The sequence below is a fragment of the Paenibacillus xylanexedens genome, from assembly GCF_007680605.1.
Taxonomy (GTDB): Bacteria; Bacillota; Bacilli; order Paenibacillales; family Paenibacillaceae; genus Paenibacillus; species Paenibacillus xylanexedens_B.
In genome coordinates, this window is sequence record NZ_VEIO01000002.1 from 414,129 (window position 1) to 431,979 (window position 17,851).

The window sequence follows — 17,851 nt, forward strand, 5'->3', positions numbered from 1 at the left end:
AACCGAAGTCGAGAGGCAATAGCACGTAAAACGATAATAACAGCGATCAGGAGAGTGAACGTAATGAATATTGTGATATTGGCAGGAAGCAACCGGAGAAATGCAACGAGCACACGTTTGGGTGAATATGCCGCAGAGATCATTCAAGGACAAGGACATGAAGCGAGCATATTCAATCTGTATGAAAAACCACTTCCATTCTATGCTCCGGATGAAAAGCAAGAGAACGACGAGAATCTGGCTGCATTAAGCGCTGCAATGCTTGCAGCGGATGCCATCATCCTGTCCACACCAGAGTACCACGGCAGTATAAGCGGTGTGTTGAAAAATGCACTGGATCATTTAAGTCAGGCTCATTTCAGTGGTAAACCCGTTCTGTCGATCAGCTCCGCTGGAGGGGCGGTTGGTGTAAGCTCGCTTACCCAGATGCAAACGATGGTGCGTAATCTGCATGGGATTAACGCTCCGGAATGGATTTCCATTGGTGGTGCACAGCGCAGACGGTTTGAAGCGACGTTTGATGGCTACGAGGAATACGAAGGAAGTCAGGATATCGAGGAACGGGTACAGCGTGTACTGGGCTCTTTTCTGAATTTGGCTCAGACGTTAACGGCGGCAAGGAGCGCACTGTAGAGTAATCCAGGCTGACAAGTGAGGCATCAGTTCAGTCTAATAAATGCATCATTTTAACGAAATAGAAGGAGGGGACACAGCATGATAAAAGGATTATTTGAAACCCATTTGAACGTTACAGATCTACAAAGATCACATCATTTCTACGAGAAGGTACTTGGATTACCTCTTGCTAGTGAAAACCCGGAACGCAAATACTTATTTTACTGGATTGGCGGCGAACGCCATGCCATGCTCGGGCTGTGGGAGAAGGAGCCGGCGCAGGTGCAGCGTCAGCACTTTGCTTTTCAAGTATCTCTGGAAGATATGCAACATGCCGTTGAATACCTGGAAAACAAGGGTATCGCCACCCGTAATTTTCTGGATGACGATATTGGGGAGTTATATGTCTTCGGCTGGATGCCTGCGGTTGCTGTTTATTTTGCCGATCCGGATGGTCACTCGTTAGAATTCATTGCTTTGCTGCCAGACGAAGCGAAGCCTGAGCTTGGCTTGGTGCCGTGGAGTGAATGGGAGAAAATGCATGGGAGAAGTATATGATCATTGAACAAGTATTGTTTTACACCGTAAAGCTGGAGGAACTGCGCCAGTTCTACGGGGATACGCTGGGCATGAAGGTGTCCGCGATTAATCCATTGGAGGAAGCATTTACTTTGTGGGCCGGGAGCACCAAAATGATATTCAAACAGTGGAACACCGCATCCGAAGCAGAGAAAAAGGACATCGAACCGTTCTATCATTTTGCCTGGATGATTCCGACGAATCAGTTTCAGCAAGCGAAGCAGTGGGCAGCGTTGCGGGTAACGCTAAGTACAGATGGAGAGCGAGACCAGACTTACTCAAACAATTGGGATTCGCATTCGTTATATTTTGAAGACCCGGCCGGGAATATCGTGGAGCTGATTGCTCATCACAGGGAAAACAACGAGCAGGAGCGTGCATTCTCGATGGCAGATATCCTGCAGGTGTGCGAGATCGGGCTGGTTTCGGAGGATGTTCCGGCAGCCGTGCACGAATTGGAGAAAGCGGGACTATCCCGCTGGGGCGAGGGGAGCGATACCTTCTCTCCGGTGGGTGACCGAAACGGTTTGTTTATTGTGGTGAAGAAGGAACGTGTCTGGTTTTTCTCGAATCAAAAGGCGCGGATTTTCCCGCTGGAAGCCACGATACATCAAGTGGGCAAGCTTCGTTTCAAGGGGAACGACAGCAACTTTGCAGCATATTCTGCCACTGGGGTGTCCATGTAAAATATCTTTAGATCAGATATAGTGCAAAAGGAATAAGTATCTGAACTCCGTCATGTTATAGAAGTAAACGCTTTAATTTATTTAGATCAGGAGTAGTCCGGCTTGTAGCGAGGCTTCCGTAACTTGAAGGGGGATGGCACACTTGGATCGACGTTTGTTGGAAGAGGGACTAGCGACAATGGCGTCCAGTCGGGAACGCACAGGTGATCTGTGGCATGCCCATTATGGGGCAGGGGCAATTGCGGCTTACTTTTGGGTGCGGGAAAATCGTCTCGCAGCCCTTGCGGCTGGCAGCATTACCGCCGAAGCAAAAGCGATGCTTCGCCAGCATGGGACACATATCAGTCATACCGCCTCACCAAGTGCGGGCATGCCGTTAGAAGAAGCCGAAGTGCGTATTGCGGCAGCGCTGGAGCGTACGATTGGCGAGCTGCACTGGGTAGGACACCAAGTGATCTATGGCGCGATTAGTCTCAAAGCCATTCGTGAACTGGAAGGATGGGGCACCGTAGAAGAGATAGAGCAGATTGCTCGATTAATTGAGTCGTTTGAACGTACGATCCCAGGCAGATCCTGGGTGAATACAACAGTGAAAGAGATTCGCCATATGCAACTGGATGAGAATGACAATTTTCCTGAGATGTTGCATCCGATTCAGCTGTCTCAGTTCATTCTGGAGGAACTTGGGGCGTTTCGTACAATTTATCAGGCGGAAGCTCACCATGACCTGATCGGTCATATGCTCACCTACGGACATGCGCTGAACATGCTTTATGAGCTAGGTTATCAGGCTCTATTTTATAAAGGCATTCCACCTTTTCTCAAAATGGTCAAGGCCCTGCGCCTGAGCCGTCATATGGATATGACGCAAGAGGCAGCTACGCTGCAATCGCCTGTGGACGTGCTGCCATTAGCCCAAGCTGAGCGATCACGTGCGCTTCCGCATGAGTTGGAATACTGGTTGACGGATCGGCGCTGCCGTGACTGGTATGGCGGGCATATATTCAAATTTCCGTTCAGCTTCTATCACCATGCCAAACATGAGGAACCTATGCCTGAAATTTGGGAGAAATTCCGTTATATTATTGCGTGAACATGGATCAGTCTGAATAAGACATCGTTGGAATCGATATATATATGGCTTAAACCGGAATCGTTAAATAGCGAACAGTGTGGAAAAGATCAGCTTAAGAAAGCACTTGCCCAAGCGGCAGGTGCTTTTTCTTTAGAGTCGCACTAATCCTCATAAAACCGACGACAAATCGGCGTAATTCATCCGCAATACCGTCTGCATGGGGGAGAAAAGAAGGTAAGATGATATTATCGGATCAGAAGCAAGGGGAGCAACGTGTAGCGTACAGTGTACAAAGTCTAGACGATGTGCAAGAGACAGAACAGTAGCTCACACACGAAAAGATCAGACCAGCAAATGCTGGTTTTTTTTCATTTCGGTGATTGCGCCCTTACCCTGATCGGGTATTGAAGAATATCAAAAAACAGGAGGCTACATGATATGAAAACAGTATTGTATGTACCACTCGATGATCGTCCGGCGAATCTGGATGACGTCATTGTACAAGGAAAAGCAGCCGGTCTTCACATCGTTACACCCAACCTGAAAGATATCAAGAACCGTTTGGATACGAAGAAGACGACCGACGGCACAACGCTGCTTGGCACTTCGACGCCCATCTACGGAAATCCGCCCAACATCTATGATTTCATTGTCAAACATGCAGCGAAGGCAGAGGGTTTCATCATTTCAGTGGATATGCTTGCGTACGGTGGATTGATCGGCAGTCGTCAGCTTCGCGAAAACGGCGGGGGAACGTATCCGTCATATGACGAGCAAACCACTCATTTGCTGGACGTCATTCGAATCATTAAAACGAAGTACCCTCGCAAACCGCTGTTTGTGATGGATACGATTATGCGGCTGGCAACGACTTCGTTTGCAGATGGATTGGCACTGGATGCGTATAATGAATCTCGCTCTCTGATGCAACAACCACGCCAAACCTTTACGGAGTTTGAAGATATTATTCAAGGATATAACGTTTCTCCAGATGGAGTAGAGTATGGGGAAACCACATATTTCGATAAACCCAAATACTACAATACAAGACAGCACAAGTTCAAAACGAATCGTTACATTCTGGATCAACTGGCTCGTACAGGATATATTGATTTCCTTGCCATTGGTGTGGACGATGCGAATACCCAAGGGGTTCAGATCAACGAGATCAAGTATGTCGAAGCGCGGATTAACGAATGGCTGGGCGGTACGGATGGACAGAACCCGGCTCGTGCGATTATTTTGCCGGATGCCGATGGATTGGGACATGCTTTGGTCGCACGAATGGCGAACCAGTTATTCAGAGGTGGGGCTAAAACGAAATATGGCGTGAAGTATTACGGGCCACACGGCTCGACGATCATCAACACCTATGAATATATGGATGTACACCAAAATGTGGTCCACCACGTCGATATCGTCGGCGGTACATTGGTGGAGGATGAAGCAGATGCTGCGGTGGATATGGAGATCATCGCCATTACTGCGCTCGATCAGGTGCAGGCGGCGGTGGAGCGTTTGGCAACGAATGGGGAGCAGGGGTTGCCTTCGATCCTGATTGATTTTGTGGGCAAAGGTCCTGCGAATGTCGATGTAGCTGAGGCTTTGTTGAACAGTCCATATACCGGACGCGTACTTGGATACAGTGCCTGGAATACGCCGGGGAACAAAATCGGACTTGCGGTTGGCATGGCACAATCGAGATTTGCGCTGATCACTACGGAAAAGCATGAACATAAGTTGCGGGATGCCATGAATGCACACGGCTCGCTGTTGTTCAAACGTTTCCTGAAGGACTACAGCTACAAAGCGGTAGCGATTGCCGATGTTCGCACCTATTCGCGTGCGCATGCCCTGTATACCAATGTGGCAACACTGGCGGATCAGAATATGGTGCTGTTTAACTCGGAAGAGGATTACGCTCATCTGCAGAGCTTGTTACGCGATCTCATGCAGACACACACCGCTGAACTGGCAAGCAAACCGGCTTTCGGGCAAGGTAATCCGGCCATTCGCCAAATCTGTGACGGCCAACTAACGTATGCCACTTATAACGGTGCGCTTTTGGAATACAATAACCCTGATTTCATCTGGGGACGTGCGTTCGAAATTATACTTAGCCCGCAGGTGAGGATGAATAAAAATCATGTTTTAGCATGACAGAGGAAATGGGCTGTAATTCAAGTTGAGCACGAATAAAGCGAGCTACTCATGAACGGTAGCTCGCTTTCCTATTCTCAATTCCAAGCAATGATAATGACGAATATCATAGCTACAACAAAAGAAAGTATGAGAAATGATTTATTATTGTAACGCTTATGTGCGATCCATACCCCATAAGAAGACATGAGTGATGATATAAAGAAACAGAGGTAAAACAACATTCCTTCTGGAGAAAATAGAAAAGCAATATTTGTAAGGTTCCAAAATCCAGAAAGAACAGGGATAGAATATACGGGGACAATGGCAACCAGTGCGAATAACAGCGTTTGTGTCCAAAGAAAGTACTTCTTCATGCATTTCAATAGAAGAATGGATAAGAGAAATAATATTAAGGTTAAGGTAAAAAAAGAGGGGGCGGTCCACATCAGAAGTTGTCCCCAACCACTCGTTTTTTCATTATAAAGTAGAAATAAACTCATGCTATAAGTTACTACGCCTGCCAAATAACTTGAGATGAACACCCAGATGTAGAATAGGTCAGATTTCTTCATTTAATCGCCTCCACTCTAATAGAACACGATCACTTTATTAAGGGTATATTTTAATCATGTAAATGTCTATCTTTATGAGAAAAAAATCACATAAGAAGCGTCGTCTTTTTACCTCCCAAGCTCCGCCCTTATTCGCGCACAAGTCAACCCAATCACCATCCGCGGTAGGGGAAAAAGGCTGTAAGATTGTATTATCGGATCAATTGCCGAGGGACGCACCGAAAGCACATACGCTAATGTACAGACCAGCCAATGCGGCTGGTCTTTTTGATGCGGTGAGATCGTCCCTGCATTTTGATCCGGTTTCTACATGGAGTGTGGAAAAGGGGGAGTCCCGAACTGCCACATGGTTGCTGTAACATGCGGGCAGTATTCATTTTTACGGCGGAAGGGGGCGAAATGAATGTGTCAATTAGACATGAAATGAACACTGAAACGAACAATAAAATGAATAATGAGCAAAGCCACGAAATTAGCAATGCTTCATCAGAGACTTGGCTGAGCACACGTATTAAAAAGACGTTAAAGCAGAAGCTTACGGCTCTTATACCTGCTTGGGAAGGGCGCGTGCAGGATATTCCTGCTTCGGGTGAAGTATTGTCAGATCCCTGCGCAGTTGTTGCTTTTGCCGAAGAAGTACCGAAGTCAGCTTGGGCAGGATACAGGCGAATCATCAAGATTTCACCATATGCCCGATCGGAAGACGGGGGTACAGAGCTGATGGAGGTCTGGTCAGAAGCGTTAATCGCAGGCTTGCATCAGGTGCGGCTGGAGGATGAGGAAGGTGGAGCTTTTACATGCCTCTATCTGGGTTCTACGGACAGCGACCGTGCAGATGTTGCCTCAGGTTTGGTCACACGCAGTTTGCGCTTTGGTGTGTACGTTCCTGAACCGCAAGGTGCCTCCGGGAATAGCCCTGTCATGGGTGATCCTTGGCTTGTTGCATTGCAACTTTGGACAGCGAACAAGCTGGGATCGAACTGGTCTGTGTATGCCAATAGTTGGCCAGGTGGCTATAGGATGCCGTCTGTACTGTGGCGATTAAGCGGGTACAGTACCGCAGTGGCCGGAACATCGGTGCTTGAAGTACGCAAACAGTGGATCGGGCATGTTCTCACCGATGATACAGGTCTGACAGATCAGGCGGCAAGTCATTTGGTCCAGCAATTGGCACTTCAATCGCGTATTCCAATGACTCCATTGGATAGCGAGGAAGCTGGAGCTAACGCGATGGGCGAGAGTCATACACGTTATGTGACAATAGATGAGGTAACAGCGGATTTGCAAGCCGACGCGTATCTGAATGGACAGATTCGTCTGACGTTAACACAGCGAATCCGTCGCCCGGTTATAAGTGCACCGCTTATGCGTGAGATTCACCATAACAAAGGAATCGAGTAAAAGTAAGTCCAGAGAAGCTATCACTAATAGATAGGTTCAGATCGTTTTATGTCGTAATTATACTGGCTTTTGTAGACTGATCAGTTTCGGACGAGGTGAGAAATACATGGCAAGCTTTTTGAAAAAAAAGTCGCCGGTTCTCCCGCAGTATACGCGGGCTGAACTGATGAATCATTCGGAAGCCCTCTTTGCCGTGAAGGCAGAGGTGCTGGCTGGTGCGCTACACGAAGCGGCGCACCAGACGTTTTCCATTGAAGAAGCACAGGCAAGAATCAACCAATTTTTGAAAGCGAAGGTGAACGAATAATGGCAGGTGGAACTTGGGAACAAACAAATCGTCCGGTCCTTCCGGGATTGTATATGAATTTTCAGGCGGCAGCGTCTTCGGCTATTCAGGCGGGCAGTCGTGGAACGGTCGTTGTGCCGGTTAAGGCTAACTGGGGTCCGGTGGGCACGTTTGTGGAAGTGGGCAGTGAAACAGCAATCGAACGTACATTTGCGGCGAGTGCACTGGATAACGGTACGGCTTATGCGTCTTTGAAGCTGGCTTTGCTCGGCGGACCGAAGAAACTGCTCGCTTATCGGGTGGCAAGTTCAGCAGCAAAAGCAGCTACGCTGACGTTGAAGGACGGCGGTGGTACGGATGTGCTCCAGCTTGATGCAAAGTATCCAGGCGACCGTGCGAATGGCTTTTATGTAACCATTCAACCGGGGGTTATCGACAATACGAAGTTTGAAGTGCGCCTGTTTGAAGGCAACCGCATGCTGTATGCTCTCTTAACGTCGGATGTTACAGCGGCAGCCCTTGCCAAAGAGATCAATGCCGATGAGCAAAACCTGTGGGTCACGGCTCAGGTGATTGGAGAAGGAACTGGTGAGGTTGCGACCGTATCGGGAGCGGCTTTCAAAGGTGGCGTAAGTGGCAATGATGCACTGACGAATGCAGAGTATATTGCTTTGCAGGGCGCGCTGGAAGGCGAACAATTTGATGTGCTTGCCCTCGATCATGCAGCGGATGCAGCGCTCCTTGCGAGCTTTGCGGCATGGGTCAAACGGGTACGCAGTGAAGGCAAGCCAGTCTTGGCTGTATTCGGTGGCTCTATGGCTGATGATACGTCTGCTTCGGCAGCTCAGAAAGCTGCAACACGCTCCCTTACACTGAACCATGAAGGTGTGATTAATGTGGGCACAGGCGTGCGTTTGGGCGATGCTTTCTATAGCTCCGCACAGACCTCAGCTTATGTTGCGGGTCTTATCGCCGGACAACGTCTGAACGAATCCACGACATATGCGGCAACATCGTTCGATGATGTTACACGCCGCTGGACACGCGCCGAACAGGAGCAGGCTGTACAGAATGGCGTATTTATTTTCTTCCACGATGGACGCCGTGTTAAAGCTCTTCGTGGCGTGAATACGCTGGTCACCCCTGCTGCCGGACAAAATAATGCGTGGAAAAAAATCCGGTCCATCCGGGTCATGGATGCGATCAATACGGATTTGCAGCGCTCCGCAGAAGATACGTATATCGGTAAAGTGAACAACACCGAAGAAGGTCGTCAGGCACTGATTGGTGCGATGAAAGCTTATTTGGCGTTGCTCGCACAGAGCAATGTTATCGAAGCCGAAGGGTATGACGTTGTTCTCGACCCGGCATATTATGGTGCTGCCCCTGTGCTGAAACCGGAGGCGGATCAGGTATTCCTGCAATGGAATGTGAAGCTAACGGATGTGATGGAGCAACTGTTTGGTACGTTTTACGTGCAATAAGGTAACAGGCTTGAAAGCAGGCTAACAGGCTAGTAGATCGTTATGTAAAAAAAGTACAAGGACATGTTGAGTGGTTGGTATACACAAATAACGGAGAGGACAGCGAAATTCCAGGGATACAGTGATTCGGAGGACTTCGGATGGCATCGTTATGATGTGTGAACAATAACCACTCAACCATAATAAGGAGGAAATAACCATGTTGGATGCATCAAGAGTGATTCTCGGTACCCACGGTCAATTGCATATGGATGGTGTGTGGCAGACCAATATTAACAAGCTGGAGGCCAGCGTAGAGATTGAGAAACGTGAGCTGAATCTGGTCGGCAACGAGTGGAAGGTTCACAAAAACGGTGCTAAAAAAGGCACAGGTACGATGACGGGTTACAAGGTTACGTCCGATATGATCAAGCGCGGCTTTACCAAATTTCAGATTATCTCCAAACTGGACGATCCCGAGTCGTACGGACATGAAAGTGTACTGTTGAGAAATTGCATGGTGGATAAAATTCAGCTGGCGAATTGGACGGCAGGCGAGGAAGTGCCGGAAGAAACGGGCTTTACCTTTGAAGGGTTCGAATTGCTGAATCCGATTGTAGCGAACTGATTTTTATGAAACGTTACTGAATTTGTTAACAGCAGGCAAGGACATTGAAACAGACCGGGAACCTCTCGGTCTTTTTGGTGTCTGGAGATGATTATGAAATACACACGGAAGCACATCGAATTCAGAGAATAGATGAGAAAAAGGAGATTTTAACCGATGAGTATGAACGAAAATTTGTCCGAAGAGCAGATTTTGGATCAGTTGTTTGAGGCGGCAGAACGTCTGCCAGAAGAAAATGTACGTATCCAGCGTCTGGACCTGCTACTCACCTTGCGTGGATTGACGTCTTCCAAAGTGGACCAGATTCGCGAACGCTGTACGATTCGCAAAACGACAAAGGGTCGCACCGAGGAAAAGGTGGATACCGAAACGTTTAATGCCCTGCTGATCTCTGAGGCCACGGTGAAAATGAGCGTCCGCGGACTGGAACTGTCCGGCTGGGGGGACAACCGTATCACGGGACGCATGAAGTTGTCAGGTGGAGAGCAGGCGGTTCGCCGTATGTTGCTGGCTGGTGAACTGGATGCGGTTGGGGACAAAGTGCTCGAACTATCCGGCTTCGGCGTGGAGATTGAAGACCTAAAAAACTGATTCACTCCGGCGGGATGACCACGTTCCTATATCACATGTGGGTGCGTCATCATCTTCGTCCCGGAGAGTTCTGGTCTTTGCCACGCGGGGAACGCTCGCTGTTGCTTGCGTTCTCGGAAGAAGAGATGGTAGCGCTAAGTGCTCAAATGAATCGTTAATTGAAAAGGCCAGGAGGTGAAACAAATGGCAGAAATGATTATCGGGTTATCCCAATCGAACATACAAATGAAAACGACACTCCGTTACCTCGATCAGATTCAACGTTCTACAGATCGCTTGAACCGGGTTCGGTATCAAGGCCTGATCAAAGTAAACAATGAGTTGAGAATGACCGGGCGCAGACTGGAGAGCATCTATAGCACCGCTGTACGTTTGAGTCGATTGCGAATCACACCGAGAATTGGATTGGATGATCAAGCTACTCCGGCGCTCAATGGTTTGATGAATAAAATGAAGAGCATTCCTTCTAATTTGTTGAATGCTACAGCAAGTGTGAAGCTCAAAGTCAGCCACCAAATCTCAGGCGTATCCGTTAATGTAAATTCGCAGCCACTGATTGATGCTTTGAATAGGAATACACTATCGATCTATATGCTTAGTAATAAACTCAATTCCCTTAATCTTGCAGCAGGAGGAAAAGAGGAGAAACCGAAAACTTTTTTGCAAAAGATGAAAGGCATGTTTGATCGGGGAAAATCAATCTCATCTGGTGTGGGGAAAGTCTTTGATGCTAGAGATAGTGGGAAGAAGTTTTGGAAAGAAATTAGAACACCCGCCACACCGGGGAATAAATTCAAAAAGGCGTTCAAGGTTACAAAACGTGGGGCAAAGTTTATGAATGACTTCTCGTCCGCAGGGTCTGATCTAATCGGTGGATTCGATGGATTGTGGGGAGATGTTAAAGGTCTCTTTGGAGGAGGTGGAAGTGGAGGTGGGGCAGGAGGCAGTAGTGGGGCTGGCATCATAAGCAAGCTTGGTGGCAATATCGTTAAAGGAGCAGGGAAATTGTTCGCACCACTCCGTATGTATAACAATATTCAAGAACTTGCAAGCGCCCCACCTGAGGATCGTGCTCGTGCGTTAGGTTCGGTTGCTGGTAATACAGTAGGAACAGCTATTGGTACCGTGCTTGGTAGCGTGATTCCAATTCCGGTGATTGGGAACATGCTGGGCGGTTCAATAGGCGGTTGGCTTGGTGAAAAGGCAGGTGGATGGCTGGGTGACAAGGTAGGTGGATTTCTAAAAGACAACGCGGAGGACGTCTCAAAAGTAGTGAAATTTGCTTCTGAGGGAGCGAGTTACTTGGCGGAGAAAACGACAGATTTCTTCAGTGGGGTTGGAAGTTTTTTTGGTTTCGGTTCTAAAAAAGAAGAGCAAACTGCACCAGTAGCAGCGGACATAACGTCATCCTCAACACCTGCAGCACCGCAGACGCCACCCCCTCCACCGGCAGCACCTCAAATGCCGCCAGCGTACAGACCGGCAGTTCTCTCAATCACCGGACCCGAAGCCTATATGAACAATCGATTGGGCTCACCGACGGCTGCGGGTCTTATGGGGACAAGTGTGATGCAATCCCAAGCGAAAGCTATGAATAACGCAGGTGAACCGAATGAGAAAGCTTCGCCGCTCACCGTGCGTATTTCCGAAGAACAGATGAGCAGTCTGGCAGGTTACCTTGAGGATTTTAAAACGGAAACGACCAACCAGATTTCGGTGAATATTGCACCGGGTACGGTACAAGTTACCGTTCGGGAGAACGCAATTGATTACGACGCTGTGACTCAACAGGTGGGGCAACGGATCTCGAACGAGCTCCGCCGGGCAATGCAAAACCGCAAAACGATTATGGCCTAAGCAGAAAGGAGGCCGCAGATATGTCTGTACTTGAGGATAAAGTGGGTCCTAACAAAATGTCGTTCACGTTGAAGGATGGCAGCACTTCGTTTCTATTCCCGGTGAACCCGGAAGAAGTCAACATTTCCAGATCCAAGGGGTACGAAACGATTAATATGCTGGAGCATGGCGAGTTTGATTTTGCGCAAGGGGAGAAGGTGAAGGAGATCACCTTCTCTTCTTTTTTTCCAAAACAATATGATCCTTCTTATTGCATGGACGAAAAGGATTTTCCTGATCCACGCGTAGCGCTGAATGTGCTGAACACGTTTCTCATCTCCAAAAAACCGATGCGTTTTATCATAGCAGGAACCGGAGTGAATGTACCGGTGTTTCTGATTTCACTCAATTCGAGTTTTCGCGGCGGGGAGACGGGAGATATATATTTCGACCTGACCCTGCGAACCTGGAGAGATTCCAAAGTGGAGAAGGTGGGTTCGGGCTCAGGCGCTGCTGGTAGCAAGTCTGGTTCACGTACCGATCTGAAAAAAAGCAGCAAGACGTACACCGTCAAAGCCGGGGATTCCCTGTCCAAAATAGCCAAGCTTGAGCTCGGAAATAGTTCCAAATGGAACGAGATTTACAAGCTCAACTCGAAAATCATCGGCAGTGATCCAAACCGGATCAAGCCGGGGCAAAAGCTGGTGATGCCATGACCTACAAGGTCGTTGTCGATGACAAATATGATATCACCAAGCTTGTTGAGACGATTACGCTGAAGGACTCGCTCGACCAAATCGCCTACCAAGCGAACATCCGGCTGGCCGTGTCTGCTTCTTCAGGTCTTCCTGTGATTTCACCGGGCATGGCGGTGCGGATCAGCGGGGTTCCTTTTGGCGAAAAATCAATGGTCTACCTGCTCCACCCTGCGGTCATCTGGGAAGCGGAAAGCTCGAACAGTGGCACGAAGCGTTTGTCTCTTACCGTCTACGACCGCATGATTTATCTTGAGAAATCGGAGGACGAATTCCTGTTTCCCAAGGATCAGACGGCAGTGCAACGGCTCAAAGCCTACGCCAAGGAATGGACAATTCCGCTGGCTACTCTGCCAGAGATCAAGACCAAGCTGGGGAAGGCGGTGTATCGGTCGCAGACGATTTTTTCGATGATATTTGCTGATCTGAAAGAAACAGCCAAGTCCGGCGGAGACATGTATCATCCACGGATGACGCCAGGCGGGCTACAGTTATTCAAGGTAGGTAGCAACACGAAGGTGCACGCGCTGGATCGGCTAATCGATCTGACGCAGATGCGTACACTCGAAGGCGCAGTCACGAAAGTAAAGGTGATGGCAACGTCTGACTCCGGCGGCAGCGGTAAAGAGGTGCCTTCCAAGGTGTTGGCGATTGAGCAGAGTGATACAGAGCAACTGGGTACATTGCAAAAACTGATCGAAGACGATCAGGTAAAAACAGCGGCCGCCGCAAAAAAACTGGCGAAAAGCAAGCTGACAGGCATACAGGAGACGTTTACGATCTCGGCCCCGGATATCCATACGATTCGCGCAGGAGATGCGGTCATGCTGAAAGGTCTAAAGCTGATCGTCATGTCGGTTAGCCGGGATCTGTCAGCCGGGCCGGGCACGATGACGCTGGAGCTGGGCACGGCGGAACTGGTGAAGAGGAGGTTTTACCTTGAATAAAGAAAATCCGTACGGGCAGTTTGCCGATGTGATACGGGGTGCGATGAGCACACATTCCCGTCAGGCGGTGAGCGGTCTGGGCGCGGTGCTTGGTACGATCACGGCGTCCGGTGTGAAGCTGGACGATTTCAAGCACGAAGTGCAGGATTATCTCGTGGCCGAGTTACCGGGCACGCTAGGGTTGCCGGAGCGCGAGCAGGCCGGCGCGATTTCCGGGATATCTGACGTGGCGAGCGGCGGTACGACGGGCACGGGAAGGTTTCTTTTGCAAAAAGAGGAAGTGGAAGAAGCAGTCTGGTCTTTGGGCAAAGGGTTGAAAGCCGGGGATCGCGTGCTGGCGATGCGGGTGAATGGCGGGAACGATATTGTGGTGCTGTGTAAGGTGGTGAGTGTGAATGCCTAGTTTGTTTCCGGAAACGCGTATGGTCTGGGGAGATGAAGAGGATCTATCCGGAACGGCCTTGGAAGAGATACGTTTTGGACGGAGCTGGCGCTATGACTATGATGCTGGTGATTTTGTGCTGAATCCCAGTGGCAAGGTGGCTACGGCAGACGCGCATGAAGCGTGGGTGCAATGGTGTATCAAAGCGGTGAAAACCCCGCGGTACAGACATGTGATCTACTCTCGGGACTACGGTTCGGAGCTGGAGGATCTGGTCGGTCAGGGGGATAGCCGCGGTGTGATGGAAAGTGAGATTGCCCGGATGGTGACGGAAACGCTGCTCGCTGATCCGCGTACGGATGCGGTGGACCAGTTTACGTTTGATTGGGAACGGGAGCAGTGCGGGTTCACGTGCCGGGTGATGAGTGTGCAGGATGAGATGTTTATTCTGGAAAGTGAGGTGATCTGACGGGATGGCTGAGATTCCGCGTTATTTGGAGAACCAGACGGAGGAAGAGATTATGCAGCGTATGCTGGATCGTCTGCCCGCGGATCTGGACAAGTCGGAAGGTTCGTTTTTGTGGGATGCGGAGGCTCCGGTAGCCTTTATGCTGTCCGAGGCGGCGCTTTGGGCGCAGGAGCTGCTGCGGCGCGGATTTGCCAGTACGGCGGCGAGCAGTGATCCGGATTTTCGTTCGGAGGAGCTGGATTTGCGGGCGGGGGAACATGGCATTACGCGCCGGGCGGCGGTGGCGGCACAGGGCACCGTGAAATTCGCGGGTGAGCCGGGGAAAATCGTGCCAGCAGGTACGGTTGTAGCTACGCTCGCAGATGAGGTGTCCGGTGAAGCGTCGCTGGAATATGAAACGGTGGGCGCTGTGGAACTGGATGAAGATGGTGTGGGGAGTGTAGGGGTACGTGCGCTCGTGGCTGGAAAAGAGAGCAATGTACCCGCAGGCACGTTAACCGTGCTGTCTACACCGGTAAGCGGCGTTACGTCTGTGGTGAACACGGACGTCATCAAGGGCGGTGCGGACATCGAGGCAGATACCGCGCTGCTGGAGCGCTTTTATGCCAAAGTCCGCAATCAGGGAACCAGCGGGAACAAGGCACAGTATGTGCAGTGGGCCAGTGAAGTACCGGGCGTCGGGGCAACGCGTGTAATCCCGCTGTGGCAGGGGCCGGGTACAGTTGGACTGTATCTGCTCGATACGGACAAACGTGCGGCGGGCACCGATCTGGTGGCCGCAGTGCAAAAGTACGTTGACCCCACGCAAGATGGACAGGGTGAGGGCGTTGCCCCGGCTGGACCTGTTGTGACGGTGATGCCGGCAGAGGAAGTGCCGATGAACATTCAGGTGAAGCTGACTTTGGCAAGTGATGCCACGTTGGCGGATGTCCGGGCATTAATCGAACGCGGCGTGACCGCGTATTTGAAGCAGCTTGCTTTTGCCGATCCCCTCGTACGTTACACTCGCATTGCCGCAATCCTGCTGGACATCCCGCCGATTATCGACTATTCGGAGCTTACCGTGAACGGTGCAAGCGACCAGAATATCGAGATGACCGCCAGCCAAGTGGCTGTGCTGGGGACGGTGGATGTGCATGAGTAGTGTGGGGGTAGAGGTAAAGGATGCGATTCAGAAAGTGAATGGGGAAGAACAGCCGTGTGAGTGGCTTCCCACAGATGTGAAAAGAAAGGAGGACACAGGACATGAGTGCTCCTTCTGTTGTACATGCTGGAATGACGAGTGAGAAAGGGCAGGAGCTCTTCTCGTATTTGCCTCAGTATTATGAAACTTCGCGTGTGATGCAGGCCGATATGCAGGCCAAAGGTGCGGAGATGGATCTTCTGTATCAGGCTCTGGACGAGACCTTGGAGCAGTTTTTTGTCCGTACGGCAACATGGGGGCTGGACTTCTGGGAGCAGGAGCTTGGCATTGAGACGGATCGTCTCAAACCTGTGGAGCAGCGGCGTGCTGTGTTGGAGTCGAAACTGCGCGGAGCAGGTAAGTTTTCGGGCAGGCAGGTTAGCAATGTGGCCGAAGCCTATGCTGGTGGCAAGGTGGACGTTACATTCCAGCCGGAAGCATGGAGTTTTACGGTGAGTTTTGTGGATACGATGGGCATCCCGCCCAATATCGATGATCTGAAACGCGCCATTGATGAACTGAAACCGGCCCACATGGCCGTGGAATACAAATACCGTTATCTGGTCTGGGACGATCTGGACAAGAAGCAGAAAACTTGGGATGAACTTGATGCCGCGTCCCTGACGTGGAATGAACTGGAGGTGTGGGCGTAATGCCACAGGAAACCGATCGATTGCAGCTACCCCTCCCCTTGGGGAACGAGACAGTAACGAGGGAGAGTATTAATGGAATTTTTGAAAAGATTGACGCAGGCGTTGCCACGCAAGCCGATCTGGATGCACTTCGTGAAACAGTGAGCAAGATGGATATTCCTGATGCGTCCTTGACGCAAAAAGGGAAGGTGCAGTTATCGAACAAGACGGATGGCACCTCCGAGTTGGTAGCGGCGACGGAGAAGGCGGTTAGGGATGCGAGTCGAGCTACTGTTAATGCGGCAGCTACAGACGCCACTTCAAAAGCAAATGCAGCTGAGCTTAATACGAAAAACTATGCAGATGCGAATTTTTGCAAACCATCAGAAGTAATGAGCTCCAATCTAATTAAAAATTCATCAGGAATGTTGAATCTTGACTACTGGAAGAATTCGGGCCAGGCCACTTTTCTAAGATTCCAGAATCAAACCGTAGGAGCATTTTTTGCAGTTAATTCATCTGTTTCCCCTACTAATTATGGCGTACTTGATAATGAGCCCGTGGGAGTTTCGCCAGGAGGTAGGTATCTGTTACAAGCAGTATTCCATACTCGTGAAACTTATTATAATTCTGCCGTATTGATTGAGGTGAAGAACGCTTCAGACAATGTGACAATTAACAGTTTAGTAGCTGACAATCAAAAATGGTGGCATAGGAAAGCGCAAGTTATTACTATTCCAACGGGTGTAACAGCTATATACCTAAGATTAGTTGTTAATAATGTCCCAGTCGGTACGCATGGATTTGCTCGGATTAAACTCAGTGAAGTAATGGACGATGCTGGTAAGGACATGCCTTACTCTGTGGAAATGGATACTCGTGCATTGTATGAGGGAATTGACTCGGTAAAGCAATCTGGCGTTGATGCGAAGCAGGGCATTGTAAATGCCATCAACGCCAAGGGAGTCAATGCTTCGATTAGTGATACGTGGGTAACGCTTACAACTAAGTTAGGTCAGATACAGCAAGGTCATTATAGACGACTGTTGCCGAATATAAATTATAGAGCCGAACATGGGAGAAATGATAATAAGCCACCGGTAACCTATATAGACATTGCTGATTTCCCAGCTGGTACAAAGGTAATACAATTGACGAGGAATTACACAGATTTCGGTTCACCAGGCATCCAAGTGAGTCATGGCTCAGGAGCGACAGCCTATGATAAACCATTAATAGTGCTTGAAGATCAATGGGGGTTAGAATGGATTATTAACTACCAGGTTAATGGAAGCAATGCTACTAGATTCGATTCATTTTCTGCACTCAATATTGATTTAGTGGCAAATGTAGCTTTAGTAACACTTTCTACGACTGAAAATCTTTCTCTCAACCTAAGACCAGGTTTCGACGTAACCGGACCATTAAAGCTAAGATTTAAGCTTATAAAAATAGACGGGTTTTTAACTTTCACAGCAATTTTCAACAACGGATCCAGTATTATATCTATTTAAAAATGTCTGATTTGAGTAAATAAATCATATGTAATTTAATAGAATGAAAAATCCTTTTACACTGTACTCGTATTAATAATTATCAATATAAAGGA

At 49.2% G+C, this 17,851-nt stretch carries 21 protein-coding genes; 20 read left to right on the forward strand and 1 reads right to left on the reverse strand.

The genetic code is table 11. The features are described from left to right. Positions 1-63 precede the first annotated feature (63 nt). The 5 genes from FS818_RS16390 to FS818_RS16410 all read left to right on the forward strand — a co-directional run bounded on the left by FS818_RS16390 (position 64) and on the right by FS818_RS16410 (position 5,115). Positions 64-633 carry an NADPH-dependent FMN reductase gene (locus tag FS818_RS16390; protein WP_145333209.1) on the forward strand — a complete coding sequence of 190 codons (570 nt, stop codon included), beginning with the start codon at positions 64-66 and terminating at the stop codon, positions 631-633. An 81-nt stretch (positions 634-714) separates the two neighbouring features. Continuing rightward, positions 715-1,173: a VOC family protein gene (locus FS818_RS16395; protein WP_145333210.1), complete on the forward strand. Its 459-nt coding sequence runs from the start codon at positions 715-717 to the stop codon at positions 1,171-1,173. Further along, positions 1,170-1,880, forward strand: a complete 711-nt coding sequence (locus FS818_RS16400) for a VOC family protein (protein ID WP_186375512.1) — start codon at positions 1,170-1,172, stop codon at positions 1,878-1,880. The genes FS818_RS16395 and FS818_RS16400 overlap by 4 nt, the downstream gene beginning before the upstream one ends. A 142-nt stretch (positions 1,881-2,022) precedes the next feature. After that, positions 2,023-2,973 (forward strand): hypothetical protein, encoded by a 951-nt coding sequence (locus tag FS818_RS16405; protein ID WP_145333212.1) that lies wholly within the window; start codon positions 2,023-2,025, stop codon positions 2,971-2,973. A 420-nt stretch (positions 2,974-3,393) separates the two neighbouring features. Continuing rightward, a complete protein-coding gene (locus FS818_RS16410; protein ID WP_145333213.1) occupies positions 3,394-5,115 on the forward strand; it encodes a DUF4127 family protein in 1,722 nt (573 codons plus the stop codon). A gap of 77 nt (positions 5,116-5,192) precedes the next feature. Here FS818_RS16410 and FS818_RS16415 read toward each other — a convergent pair whose 3' ends face one another. Next, positions 5,193-5,669, reverse strand: a complete 477-nt coding sequence (locus tag FS818_RS16415) for a hypothetical protein (protein ID WP_145333214.1) — start codon at positions 5,667-5,669, stop codon at positions 5,193-5,195. Between the two features lie 74 nt (positions 5,670-5,743). Here FS818_RS16415 and FS818_RS16420 point away from each other — a divergent pair, with 74 nt between their 5' ends. From FS818_RS16420 to FS818_RS29090, 15 genes are all read left to right on the forward strand, one after another. After that, positions 5,744-6,028 carry a hypothetical protein gene (locus FS818_RS16420; protein WP_145333215.1) on the forward strand — a complete coding sequence of 95 codons (285 nt, stop codon included), beginning with the start codon at positions 5,744-5,746 and terminating at the stop codon, positions 6,026-6,028. A gap of 46 nt (positions 6,029-6,074) precedes the next feature. Next, a complete protein-coding gene (locus FS818_RS16425; RefSeq protein ID WP_145333216.1) occupies positions 6,075-7,070 on the forward strand; it encodes a hypothetical protein in 996 nt (331 codons plus the stop codon). Between the two features lie 118 nt (positions 7,071-7,188). Beyond that, complete coding sequence (locus FS818_RS16430) at positions 7,189-7,377, forward strand: YqzN/YkzM domain-containing protein (RefSeq protein ID WP_260989891.1); 189 nt, start codon at positions 7,189-7,191, stop codon at positions 7,375-7,377. Further along, entirely contained in the window at positions 7,377-8,840 is a 1,464-nt protein-coding gene (locus FS818_RS16435) for a phage tail sheath subtilisin-like domain-containing protein (protein ID WP_145333218.1), read from the forward strand. The genes FS818_RS16430 and FS818_RS16435 overlap by 1 nt, the downstream gene beginning before the upstream one ends. A gap of 199 nt (positions 8,841-9,039) precedes the next feature. After that, complete coding sequence (locus FS818_RS16440; RefSeq protein WP_145333219.1) at positions 9,040-9,447, forward strand: phage tail tube protein; 408 nt, start codon at positions 9,040-9,042, stop codon at positions 9,445-9,447. 156 nt (positions 9,448-9,603) lie between these two features. Next, positions 9,604-10,038 carry a phage tail assembly chaperone gene (locus FS818_RS16445; RefSeq protein WP_090918338.1) on the forward strand — a complete coding sequence of 145 codons (435 nt, stop codon included), beginning with the start codon at positions 9,604-9,606 and terminating at the stop codon, positions 10,036-10,038. Between the two features lie 35 nt (positions 10,039-10,073). After that, positions 10,074-10,196, forward strand: a complete 123-nt coding sequence (locus FS818_RS29310) for a hypothetical protein (protein WP_260989902.1) — start codon at positions 10,074-10,076, stop codon at positions 10,194-10,196. 25 nt (positions 10,197-10,221) lie between these two features. Continuing rightward, a complete protein-coding gene (locus FS818_RS16450) occupies positions 10,222-11,895 on the forward strand; it encodes a hypothetical protein (RefSeq protein ID WP_145333220.1) in 1,674 nt (557 codons plus the stop codon). A 56-nt stretch (positions 11,896-11,951) separates the two neighbouring features. Next, on the forward strand, positions 11,952-12,590 hold the full coding sequence (locus FS818_RS16455) for a LysM peptidoglycan-binding domain-containing protein (protein WP_145333496.1): 639 nt from the start codon (positions 11,952-11,954) through the stop codon (positions 12,588-12,590). Then, positions 12,587-13,576: an XkdQ/YqbQ family protein gene (locus FS818_RS16460; RefSeq protein WP_145333221.1), complete on the forward strand. Its 990-nt coding sequence runs from the start codon at positions 12,587-12,589 to the stop codon at positions 13,574-13,576. The genes FS818_RS16455 and FS818_RS16460 overlap by 4 nt, the downstream gene beginning before the upstream one ends. Beyond that, positions 13,569-13,979 (forward strand): hypothetical protein, encoded by a 411-nt coding sequence (locus FS818_RS16465; RefSeq protein ID WP_145333222.1) that lies wholly within the window; start codon positions 13,569-13,571, stop codon positions 13,977-13,979. Before FS818_RS16460 ends, FS818_RS16465 begins: the two co-directional genes overlap by 8 nt. Continuing rightward, complete coding sequence (locus FS818_RS16470) at positions 13,972-14,427, forward strand: DUF2634 domain-containing protein (RefSeq protein ID WP_145333223.1); 456 nt, start codon at positions 13,972-13,974, stop codon at positions 14,425-14,427. Before FS818_RS16465 ends, FS818_RS16470 begins: the two co-directional genes overlap by 8 nt. Positions 14,428-14,431: 4 nt before the next feature. Continuing rightward, complete coding sequence (locus tag FS818_RS16475; RefSeq protein ID WP_145333224.1) at positions 14,432-15,571, forward strand: baseplate J/gp47 family protein; 1,140 nt, start codon at positions 14,432-14,434, stop codon at positions 15,569-15,571. Between the two features lie 101 nt (positions 15,572-15,672). Further along, positions 15,673-16,263, forward strand: a complete 591-nt coding sequence (locus tag FS818_RS16480; protein ID WP_145333225.1) for a YmfQ family protein — start codon at positions 15,673-15,675, stop codon at positions 16,261-16,263. After that, the gene (locus FS818_RS29090; protein WP_222128824.1) at positions 16,263-17,756 is read left to right on the forward strand and encodes a tail fiber protein; all 1,494 of its coding nucleotides are present in this window, start codon (positions 16,263-16,265) and stop codon (positions 17,754-17,756) included. Before FS818_RS16480 ends, FS818_RS29090 begins: the two co-directional genes overlap by 1 nt. Positions 17,757-17,851: the final 95 nt, after the last annotated feature.